The organism is Actinomycetospora chlora, assembly GCF_039542135.1.
GTDB classification, from domain to species: domain Bacteria; phylum Actinomycetota; class Actinomycetes; order Mycobacteriales; family Pseudonocardiaceae; genus Actinomycetospora; species Actinomycetospora chlora.
In genome coordinates this window covers 81911-92165 of sequence record NZ_BAABHO010000022.1, presented here as the reverse complement: position 1 = coordinate 92165, position 10255 = coordinate 81911, and the positions used below count along the sequence as shown (strand labels likewise).

The 10255-nt window shown below is 74.9% G+C and carries 10 protein-coding genes; 3 read left to right on the top strand and 7 right to left on the bottom strand.

All coding sequences use genetic code 11. The features are described 5' to 3' along the window. The 3 genes from ABD994_RS15430 to ABD994_RS15420 form a co-directional block, all read left to right on the top strand. A partial coding sequence (locus ABD994_RS15430; RefSeq protein WP_345416292.1) for a hypothetical protein occupies positions 1–269 on the top strand: 269 nt, incomplete at its 5' end. Next, a complete protein-coding gene (locus tag ABD994_RS15425; RefSeq protein WP_345416289.1) occupies positions 266–703 on the top strand; it encodes a hypothetical protein in 438 nt (145 codons plus the stop codon). The genes ABD994_RS15430 and ABD994_RS15425, both read left to right, overlap by 4 nt. A 28-nt stretch (positions 704–731) precedes the next feature. Then, positions 732–1469: a hypothetical protein gene (locus ABD994_RS15420; protein WP_345416286.1), complete on the top strand. Its 738-nt coding sequence runs from the start codon at positions 732–734 to the stop codon at positions 1467–1469. Here ABD994_RS15420 and egtD read toward each other — a convergent pair. From egtD to ABD994_RS15385, 7 genes are all read right to left on the bottom strand, one after another. Then, positions 1420–2391: an L-histidine N(alpha)-methyltransferase gene (egtD, locus tag ABD994_RS15415; RefSeq protein ID WP_345416283.1), complete on the bottom strand. Its 972-nt coding sequence runs from the start codon at positions 2389–2391 to the stop codon at positions 1420–1422. The genes ABD994_RS15420 and egtD overlap by 50 nt on opposite strands. Positions 2392–2476: 85 nt before the next feature. Further along, positions 2477–3247: an ergothioneine biosynthesis protein EgtC gene (egtC, locus tag ABD994_RS15410; protein ID WP_345416280.1), complete on the bottom strand. Its 771-nt coding sequence runs from the start codon at positions 3245–3247 to the stop codon at positions 2477–2479. Position 3248: 1 nt separating this feature from the next. Further along, a complete protein-coding gene (gene egtB / locus ABD994_RS15405; protein ID WP_425550065.1) occupies positions 3249–4601 on the bottom strand; it encodes an ergothioneine biosynthesis protein EgtB in 1353 nt (450 codons plus the stop codon). Next, positions 4598–6073 (bottom strand): ergothioneine biosynthesis glutamate--cysteine ligase EgtA, encoded by a 1476-nt coding sequence (gene egtA, locus ABD994_RS15400; RefSeq protein ID WP_345416277.1) that lies wholly within the window; start codon positions 6071–6073, stop codon positions 4598–4600. The genes egtB and egtA overlap by 4 nt, the downstream gene beginning before the upstream one ends. A 146-nt stretch (positions 6074–6219) precedes the next feature. Further along, positions 6220–8085 carry an ABC transporter ATP-binding protein gene (locus ABD994_RS15395; protein ID WP_345416274.1) on the bottom strand — a complete coding sequence of 622 codons (1866 nt, stop codon included), beginning with the start codon at positions 8083–8085 and terminating at the stop codon, positions 6220–6222. 144 nt (positions 8086–8229) lie between these two features. Then, positions 8230–8439: a helix-turn-helix domain-containing protein gene (locus ABD994_RS15390; RefSeq protein WP_345416271.1), complete on the bottom strand. Its 210-nt coding sequence runs from the start codon at positions 8437–8439 to the stop codon at positions 8230–8232. Between the two features lie 156 nt (positions 8440–8595). After that, on the bottom strand, positions 8596–10221 hold the full coding sequence (locus ABD994_RS15385; protein ID WP_345416268.1) for an ABC-F family ATP-binding cassette domain-containing protein: 1626 nt from the start codon (positions 10219–10221) through the stop codon (positions 8596–8598). Between the last annotated feature and the right edge of the window lie 34 nt (positions 10222–10255).

Below are 10255 nucleotides of genomic sequence, written 5' to 3'. Positions count from 1 at the left end.
CGCCGGGGGCCACGCTCCCGGCGGCGACGCCCGCGACGCCGGCCGCTGCTCCCGCGCCGCTCGCCGACGACGGCCCGCTGCGCGGCCTCCGGGACAGCGCGGGCGTGCTGGGCCAGCGGTGGCGCTCCGACCCGGACACCCTGCGCCGGGTCCTGGCGGGTCTGCTCCGCCTGGGGCGGCCCCCGCAGGCCGTCCTCACGGCCACCGCCGACGTCCCGACCACCACCCCCCGCTCCCCCGGAGCGACCCCGACACGGAGGAACCCATGAGCGACATCGAGTACGCCCTCAACGCGGCCGCGAACATCAAGGGCGCGTTCGCCGTGGCCATCGTCGACTACGACAGCGGCATGACCCTCGGCTCCCGCGGCGGCAGCGCGGAGTTCGACCTCGACGTGGCCGCCCCCGGCAACAGCGAGGTCGTGCGGGCGAAGTTCGACGTCATGCAGAAGCTGGGCCTGCGCGAGACGATCGAGGACATCCTCATCACCCTCGACACGCAGTACCACCTCATCCGGCCGATCTACGGCAACCCCGAGGACAAGATGTTCTTCTACCTCGTCCTCAACCGGCAGCAGGCCAACCTCGCGATGGCCCGCCGCGACCTCAAGGTGATCGGCCAGCGCTTCTACCTGGACGACCCGGGCGCCGCCCCGGTGCCGCAGCAGGACCAGGGCTACTACCAGCAGGTCGGCCGGCGCTGACGCCGGTCACGGACGAGGAGCGGCGGAGGTGGGGAGACACCGCCACCTGACGTGCGTGCGGTCGGACGGGCTGTCGGCGGTGCTCCGCCCGCTGCTCGACGACCGCCGCATCGTCGCCGCCACCCTCGTCGACGTCGACAGCGGCATGGTCCTCGACGGCTACGTCGACGGCCCGGACGAGCGTCCGTCGCTCGCCGACCTCGAGATGCTCGGCGCGGCCCACGCCGACATGGTCCGGGCGGCCACGGTGGTCACCCCCGACCTCGCCGAGCTCACCGTCAGCACCGACGACGGCCACCACCACGTGCTCCACGCCGTGCCCGACCCGCACGGTGAGCGGCTGGCGGTGGCCGTCGTCGTGCACGGCGCACCGCGGCACGCGGCACGGGCGCGGCTGCGCCTGCGCACGGTCTCGGTGGAGGCCCTCACCGCGGGGCCGACGCTCGCGCGCCGGCCGGTGGACGGCAGCTGGGTCGTCGAGGAACCGGCTCCCGCGCCCGCCGACGAGGCCGCGGACGTCGGCGAGCCGGCAGACGACCCCGCCCCGGCCCTCCCGGCCGGCGCGGCCCCGCTGTCGGCCATGGCGCCCCGCGGCGCGCCCGACCCGGCCGGGACGCCGGCCGGCGGCCGTCCGCTGCCCCCGGCGACCGTCTCCAGCGTGGCCGCGCCCCTGCTGCCGGCGCTGTCCGGCGAGCTCTCCTCGCCGCTGGTGCCCCTCAGCGGCGCACGGCCAGGGACAGCGCGAACCGGCCCTGCGGGTCGGTGAACCACCCGTCGTGGGAGAACCCCGCGGCGGCCAGCTCGTCACGCACCCCCTCGCGCGTGAACTTCGTCGAGATCTCGGTGCGCATCTCCTCGCCCTCGGCGAAGTCCACCTCGAGGTCCAGCTCGGGCACCCGGACGTGCATCGCCCGCCGGGCCCGCAGCCGCATCTCGATCCGGCTCGCCTGCGGCACCCACACCGCGAGGTGGTCGAAGCCGGAGCGGTCGAAGTCCGCGCCGAGCACGCGGTTGAGCACGGAGAGGACGTTGAGGTCGAAGGCCGCGGTGACGCCCTCGGCGTCGTCGTACGCCGCGACGAGCGTCGCCTCGTCCTTGATCAGGTCGGTGCCGACCAGGAACGCCTCGCCCGGGTCGAGGGCGTCGGCGAGCGCGCCCAGGAACGCGTGCCGGTCGGCGGGCTCGAAGTTGCCGAGCGTGCCCCCGAGCAGCGCGACCAGGCGGCGGCCGTCGCGGGGCACGCTGCGCAGGTCGCGGGTGAAGTCGGCGACGACGCCGTGGACGTCCAGCCCCGGGTAGGCCTCGACGAGCCCCGGGACGGCCTCCTCCAGGGCCGACGGCGAGACGTCCACCGGGACGTAGCGCTCCAGCGTCCCGGCGCGCGACAGGGCGTCGAGCAGCACGGGCGTCTTCGACGACGACCCGGAGCCGAGCTCCACGAGCGTGTCGGCGGCCGCGGCGCGGGCGATCGCGTCGGCGTGCTCGGCGAGGGCCTCGCGCTCGGCGGCGAAGGGGTAGTACTCGGGCAGCGCGGTGATCTGCTCGAACAGCTCGCTCCCCCGGGCGTCGTAGAGCCACTGCGGCGTCAGCACCTTCGGGCTGGCGGTGAGTCCGCGGCGGGCGTCCGCCCGGAGGGCCTCGTCGGCGTCGTCGGCGGTGAGGTGGATGTCGAGCGCGGGCAGGCTCATCGGTGCGTGGTCACGTCCTGGGGTCTGGGCACACGTCACGGGCTGACGGGTGCCGGCGTTCACGGCGTCGGGAACGGTCGTCCGGTTACAGGGCCGTGACGGTCACGGTCGGCGGGTCGTGCCCGTCCCCCGGGTGGGCGACGAGGAGGGAGCCGTCGGTGACGGGTTCCCACGCGGGGTCCTCGTCGAGCGGTTCCGAGGCCACCGTCACCGCGCCGTCGGCGTGGGTCCGGTACGAGAGGGCGTGGTCCACCGCGGTGGCGACCACGTGCGCGCCGTCGGAGAGCAGCAGGTTGAGCCGGGAGCCGGGGGCGGCGGCGAGGGCGTCGGAGACGACGCCGGCCACGGCGTCGGCGGGGTCCTTGCCGGCGTCGATGCGGGCCCGCACGAGCGCCCACAGCAGGGCCGAGTCGGTGGCGGCCTCCAGCGTCAGCAGGTCCAGCGGCGGCAGCGTCGCGGCCAGGTCGGCCATGCTGTGCGGCCAGCCGCGCACGACGCCGTTGTGGCTGAAGAGCCAGGTCCGCCCGCCGGCCTCGCCGCGGAACGGGGCACAGGCGGCCGTGGACACCGGCATCCCGACCGTCGCCGAGCGCACGGCGGCCACCAGCGCGGTGGTCTCCACCGCCCGCGCGAGGTCGAGGAACGACGCGTCGGTCCACATCGGGTCGTCCCGCCGGTACAGGTGCAGCCCCTCCCGCCCGAGCCAGCCCGCGCCGAAGCCGTCGGCGTTGACGGTGCCGCCGCCGCGCATGTCGGCGGGGGCGTAGCTCTGGACGAGCAGCGAGTGCGGCGGCTCGGTCAGGAGCGACGCGAGCGTGACCGGCGTCGGGCCCAGGTGGGCCAGGTGGCGGCACACCTCAGGCGGACCGGGCGCAGCGGAAGCCCGAGAAGATCTGCCGGCGGATCGGCAGGTCCCAGTTGCGGAAGGTCGTGCGGGCGTTGGGCGTGCCGACGCCGAACGAGGACCCGCGCAGAATCCGGAAGTCGCCGCCGAAGAACACCTCGGAGTACTCCTTGTACGGGAAGGGCTCGAAGCCCGGGTAGCCCTCGAACCCGGAGTCGCACCACTCCCACACGTCGCCGATCAGCTGGTGGACGCCCAGCGGCGACGCGCCGGCCGGGTAGGCGCCGACGGGGGCGGGCTGCAGGTGGCGCTGGTCGAGGTTGGCGCGCTCGGGCGTGGGGTCGTCGTCGCCCCACGGGAAGCGGCGGATGGCGCCGGACGCGTGGTCGTAGCGGGCGGCGAACTCCCACTCGGCCTCGGTGGGCAGGCGCTTGCCCGCCCACGCGGCGTACGCCGCGGCCTCTCCGAAACTGACGTGCAGCACCGGCTGGTCGGGGACGTCCCCGATCCGCTCCCGCACACCGAACGACGTCCGGTGCCAGGCACCGTCCCGGTGCTCCCAGGTCATCGGGGCGGTCCAGCCCTCGCCGGTGATGTGCTCCCACCCGGCCGCGGACCACAGGTCGCGCCGCGTGTAGCCGCCGTCGTCGACGAACCGGGCGTACTCGGCGTTGGTCACCGGCGCGGCATCGAGCCAGAAGGCCCCGACGCGCACGGGGTGCGCGGGCTTCTCGTTGTCCAGGGCGAACGCGTCGTCGGAGGTGCCCATGAGGAACTCCGCGCCCGGGTGGAAGACCTCGGTCCCCGCGAGGCCGGGCACCACCGCGGCCGGCGGCGGGTCGGCGCGCAGCACCGGCGCCCCGGCGCGGAGCTGGTGGGTCGCGAGCATCGTCTCCACGTGCTGCTGCTCGTGCTGGACGATCATCCCGAACAGGAAACCGTCGGCCAGGGTGCGGCGCTCGTCGAACGACCCGGCCTCGAGGTGGGCCAGCGCCTGCTCGCGGACGCGGTCGCCGTAGACGCGGGCCTCGTCCGGGTCGAGCAGCGGCAGCTGTGGGCGCCCGGCGCGGGGGTTGGTGAAGGCGTCGTAGAGGTGGTCGACGTCCTCGCGCACGCCGGCCACGAGCTCGGTGTCCGGGGCGCCGCGGCGCACCAGCCAGAAGTCCTCCATGTTCGCGATGTGCGCGACGTCCCAGTGCAGCGGCGACATCAGCGGCGAGTGCTGGCGGGTCAGGTCCGGGTCGCCGGCGGGGAAGGCGTCGTGGGTCAGGGCGCGGGTACGGGCCCGGGCCGCGGCGAGCTCGGCGGCCAGCCGGCGGCGCAGGGCTGCACGGTCGGTGCCCGGGCGAGGGCTGGTGGTGGTCACGATCGCTCACCTCCGAGGAGGGGTGGGGTGCCCGCCGGGAGGTCGTCCGGGGCGGGCGGGGAGTCGTCCGGGTCGGGGCGCAGGCGGTCCTCGGCGTCGTCGAGGGGGTCGTCGGCCGGGCTGCGCCCGAGCAGGACGCGCTCGGAGACCACGCGCTCGACCAGCTCGAGCACGTCGGCGTCGAGGTCGGCGAACGCGGGCCCGGTCAGGGTGCGGTGGGCCTGGGAGAAGACGTCGCCGGCGGCACGGCGCAGCACGCGGTCGGCGAGGCCGTGGCGCGCGGCGGCGGTCCAGCGGCCGACCGCGGGCTCGGCCGCGGCGCGCGCCCGGGCGACGGTGTCGCGGTCGTGGAGCAGCGCGGCGACGACGGCGAGGGGGACGACCCACTCGTCGCCGGCCTGCTGGTCGAGGTAGCGGACCTCGAGGTGCCCCTGCGGCCGGACCGGCGGGAACATCGTCGTCAGGTGGTAGTCCAGGTCCGACCGGGTGGGCGGCGGCTCGAGGTGCCCGTCGAGCCACCCGTCGAAGGTGACGTCGGGGGCGGCCCAGGAGGTGTCGGGGTCGTCGCCGCGGCGCACGCAGAGCAGCCGGGTGTCCATCGCCCGCCGCGCGTACTCGCCGGCCGGGTCCGCGCCGATCTCGACCGGCGGGCTGGTGCGGTCCGGGTCGAGAGCCATCCACGCGGCCCAGCGCGACGACTTCCAGCCCGTCCGCCGCCCGTGCACGACCGGCGAGTTCGCGAACGCGGCCAGCAGCACCGGTCCGAGCTCGTGCAGCGCCGCCCAGCGGTGCCCGACGTCGTCGCCCTCGCCGGCGTCGACGCACACCTGCACGGCCGTCGTCGAGCACATCATCGTGCGCCCGTGGGGGCCGATCCGGTCGAACGCGGCCTCCATGGCGGCGTAGCGCGGGACCTGCAGGACCCGGCGGGGCGGGCGCAGCGGGTCGCCGGCGCGCGGCACCATCTCCAGGCCCTCGTTCGCGAGCAGCGTCCGCAGGGCGGCGACGTCGGTGCGCACGGCGCGCACGAGGTCGCCGACGCCGGGCAGGGGCAGGCTCGCGATCTCCACCTGGCCGCCGGGCTCCACGGTCAGCACGCCGCCCGCGGGCAGGGCGATGGGTCCGGCGGAGGCCGGGACGAGGTGGGGGGTCTGCGCCGGATCGCGGGCTGCGGTGTCAGCCGGATCGACGGCGGAGACGAGGAGGGTCGCGGGGGCGTGCGGTCCGAGCGCACGTGCCAGCACGACGGGGTCGACGGGACGGGTGGGGTCGTCGACGGCACGGACGAGCCACTCGAGCTCGGTGCCGAGCAGTCGCGGCGGTCCGTGCTTGAAGCACACCGACGCGACGTAGGCCTCTGCGGTGGCGCGGTCGCGCAGCGGCGAGGCCGGGTCGGTGGGGATCCGGCGGTGCGCGACGGGTGATGTCCGACGGTCACCGGGAGGGCGCGCGGACGACGTACGAGCCGGCACGGGGCCTCCCTCGTCGACCGGCCGCGGCATGATCACCGGGCCGTGGTAGGACGCACGGACGCCCCGCGACGCTACACGCGCCTTCGCCACCCCGCAGGGGTCCGCGACCGGTCGCGCCCGATGCGCAGATCACTGTGAGTGAGTACTCAGGCGGCGGACCGGGTCGGGGCGAACTGCGTGTGGTAGAGGTCCGCGTACCGGCCGCCGCGCTCGAGCAGCGTGTCGTGCGTGCCCTGCTCGACCACCTGCCCGTGCTCGACCACGGCGATGACGTCGGCCGCCCGCACCGTCGAGAGCCGGTGGGCGATCACGACGGCGGTGCGGCCGACCAGGGCCTCCGAGAGGGCCTCCTGCACCGCGTGCTCGGACTCCGAGTCCAGGTGGGCGGTCGCCTCGTCGAGGATCACGACGCGCGGCGAGGCGAGCAGCAGCCGCGCGATCGTCAGCCGCTGACGCTCCCCGCCGGAGAGCCGGTGGCCGCGCTCCCCCACCACCGTGTCCAGCCCGGCCGGGAGCTGGTCGAGCAGCTCGCCCAGCCGCGCCCGGACCAGGGCCTCCCGCAGCTGGTCCTCCGTCGCGTCGGGTGCCGCGTAGAGCAGGTTCGCGCGCACGGTGTCGTGGAACAGGTGCCCGTCCTGGGTGACGACACCCACCGCGCCCCGCAGGTCGGCGAAGGCGAGCTCGCGGACGTCGACCCCACCGATCTCGATGGCCCCCGAGTCGACGTCGTAGAGCCGCGGGAGCAGCGAGGCGATCGTCGACTTCCCCGCCCCCGAGGGCCCGACCAGCGCGAGCATCCGTCCCGGCCCGACCGCGAGGTCGACGCCGTGCAGGACCTCGTGGCCGGCGCGGTCGTCGAGGCGGCTGACCTCCTCCAGCGACGCCAGCGAGACCGCCGAGGCCGCCGGGTAGGTGAACCGGACGTCGCGCACCGCGATCCCCAGGGGGCCGTCGGGCAGCGGCGTCGGATCCTCGGGCTCGGTGAGCGCCGGGCGCAGGTCGAGCACCTCGAAGACCCGCTCGAAGCTCACCAGCGCGCTCATGACGTCGACGCGCGCGTTCGCCAGCGACGTCAGCGGGCTGTAGAGGCGGGTGAGCAGCAGCGCGAGGCTGACGACGGTGCCGGCGTCGAGCCGTCCGGTCACCGCGAGCCACCCGCCGAGGCCGTAGATCAGGGCCTGCGCCAGCGCGGAGACGAGCGTCAGGCACGTCAGGAAGACCCGGTTGACCATCGCCGTGCGCACGCCGACGCCCCGCACCCGGTCGGCGCGGTCGCCGAACTCGGCGGCCTCGGCGTCCGGGCGCCCGAAGAGCTTGACCAGCGTCGCGCCGCCCGCGGAGAAGCGCTCGGTCATCTGCCCGGTCATCGCCGCGTTGAGGTCGGCCGACTCCCGCTGCAGCGCGGCGATCCGGCGGCCCATGCGGCGGGCGGGCAGCACGAAGATCGGCAGCAGCACCAGGGCGAGCAGCGTCACCTGCCACGCGAGCGCGAGCATGACCACGACGGCCAGCACGAGCTGGATGACGTTGGTGACGAGCCCGGACAGCGTCGAGGTGAACGCCCGCTGGGCGCCGATGACGTCGTTGTTGAGGCGGCTGACGAGCGATCCGGTGCGGGTGCGGGTGAAGAACGCGAGCGGCATGCGCTGGACGTGCGAGAACACCGCGAGGCGCAGGTCGTAGATGAGGCCCTCGCCGATCCGTGACGACAGCCACCGCTCCCCCAGCGTGAGGCCGGCGTCGAGCACCGCGAGGCCGGCGATGACCAGCGCGAGCGTGATCACCGTCGAGGCCGAGCCGGAGCCCGTGATCACCGAGACCACGCGCCCGGCCAGCACCGGCGTGACGACCCCGATCACGGCGGACGCCGTGGCCAGCAGCAGGAACACCGCCAGCGTGCGGTGGTGACGCCCGGCGAAGCGCCAGATCCGCGGGAGCGTCCCCTTCGGTACCGAGCGCGGCACGCTGTCGGCGCGTGCCGCGGACATCATCAGGGACCAGGCGCCGTCCACGGCTCGTCCTCCACGCTCGTCGCGACTTCGTGCCCCGAGCGTGCGACCTCGACGATGGTCGAGGTCAAGCGGGCCGCGGGGCCGGCGGGTGGTGGTCCGCCGGAGTCGTCCGCGGTGGTGGTACCCCGCCGAGCGGGCCGGGCGCTACTTCTTCTTCGTGCGCGTGGCGCCACCGCGCCCGCGCAGCGTGACCCCGGACTCGCTCAGCACGCGGTGCACGAATCCGTACGACCGGCCGGTGGACTCGGCCAGGGAACGGATGCTCGCGCCCTTCTCGTACTTCTTCTTGAGGTCCGTCGCGAGCTTGTCGCGCTGGGGCCCGGTGATGCGAGCACCCTTCTTCAGATCGGCCATCTCGATCTCACCCCTCGTCCGACCGCAGGTCCGGTCGACCCATGATGATCGAGAAGCAAGATGTGCGCCACGGCACAATTCCCGTGATCGGTAAGCGGTTGGGCCGATCGGACTTGATCGCGGTCCGTTCGCAGGACGTCCAGGAACGTCGCGTGACTAGGCGAGTTCGACCAGTTCCAGGTGGTCGGCCGAGAAGTGGTCCTCGGTGCCGTCGGGCAGGAGGATGACCCGCTCCGGCTCGAGCGCCTCGACCGCGCCCGGGTCGTGGGTGACGAGCACGACCGCGCCCTCGAACCGGCGCAGGGCGTCGAGCACCTTCTCGCGGCTCGCCGGGTCGAGGTTGTTGGTGGGCTCGTCGAGCAGCAGGACGTTCGCGGCGCTGGAGACGAGCCCGGCCAGCGCGAGCCGGGTGCGCTCGCCGCCGGAGAGCGTGCCCGCCCGCTGCTCGAGCTGCTCGCCGGTGAACATGAACGCGCCGAGCAGGGTGCGCAGCTGCTGCTCGGGGGTGTCCGGCGCCGCGCTGCGGGCGTTCTCCCAGACGGTGCGGTCCATGTCGAGCGTGTCGTGCTCCTGGGCGAAGTAGCCCGTGCGCAGACCGTGGCCCGGGGTGACCTCCCCGGTGTCCGGGTGCTCGGCGCCCGCGAGGATCCGCAGCAGCGTCGTCTTGCCCGCGCCGTTGAGCCCGAGGATGACCACGCGGGAGCCGCGGTCGACGGCGAGGTCGACGCCGCTGAACACCTCGAGCGAGCCGTAGGTCTTCGACAGGCCCTCGGCCGTCATCGGCACGCGCCCGCACGCGGCGGGCGACGGGAAGCGGATGTGGGCCACCTTGTCGTCGACCCGCTGCTCGTCGAGCCCGTCGAGCATCGCCTGGGCGCGGCGCGCCATCTGCTTGGCCGCGACCGCCTTCGTGGCCTTCGCACCCATCTTCGCGGCCTGGGCCTGCAGGGCGCCCGCCTTCTTCTCGGCGTTGGCGCGCTCGCGGCGCCGGCGCGCCTCGTCGTCGGCGCGGGCCTGCTGGTAGCGCTTCCAGCCCATGTTGTAGACGTCGAGCTCGCCGCGCGTGGCGTCGAGGAACCACACCTTGTTGACCACGGCGTCGATCAGCTCGGTGTCGTGGCTGATGACCACCAGCCCGCCCTCGTGGTTCTGCAGGAACGAGCGCAGCCAGCCGATCGAGTCGGCGTCGAGGTGGTTGGTGGGCTCGTCGAGCAGCAGCGTGGTGGCGGCGTTGCCGCCGGTGTCGCCGCTGGCGGCGAACAGGATGCGGGCCAGCTCGACGCGACGGCGCTGGCCGCCCGAGAGCGTGCCCAGCGGCTGGCCGAGCACGCGGTCGGGCAGGCCGAGGTTGGAGCAGATCCGGCCGGCCTCGCTCTCGGCGGCGTAGCCCCCGAGGTCGGCGAAGCGCTCCTCGAGGCGGCCGTAGCGGGCGACCGCGCGGTCGCGCGCCGCGTCGTCGGCGAGCTCGGCCATCGCGGTCTGCGCCTTCTCCATGTCGCGCAGCAGCTCGTCGAGCCCGCGGGCGGAGAGGACGCGGTCGCGGGCGAGCACCGTCAGGTCGCCCTCGCGCGGGTCCTGGGGGAGGTAGCCGACCGGCCCGGTCGAGCGGATCGTCCCGCCGTAGGGCTCGCCGGCGCCGGCCAGCGAGCGCAGCGTCGTCGTCTTGCCCGCGCCGTTGCGCCCGACCAGACCGATCCGGTCGCCCGGCTGGACGCGCAGCGTCACCCCCGCCAGCAGGACGCGGGAGCCGGCACGCAGCTCGAGATCGGACGCAGTGATCACGGAAGGGGATCTCCGACGAGGTCGGGGCGGGCGG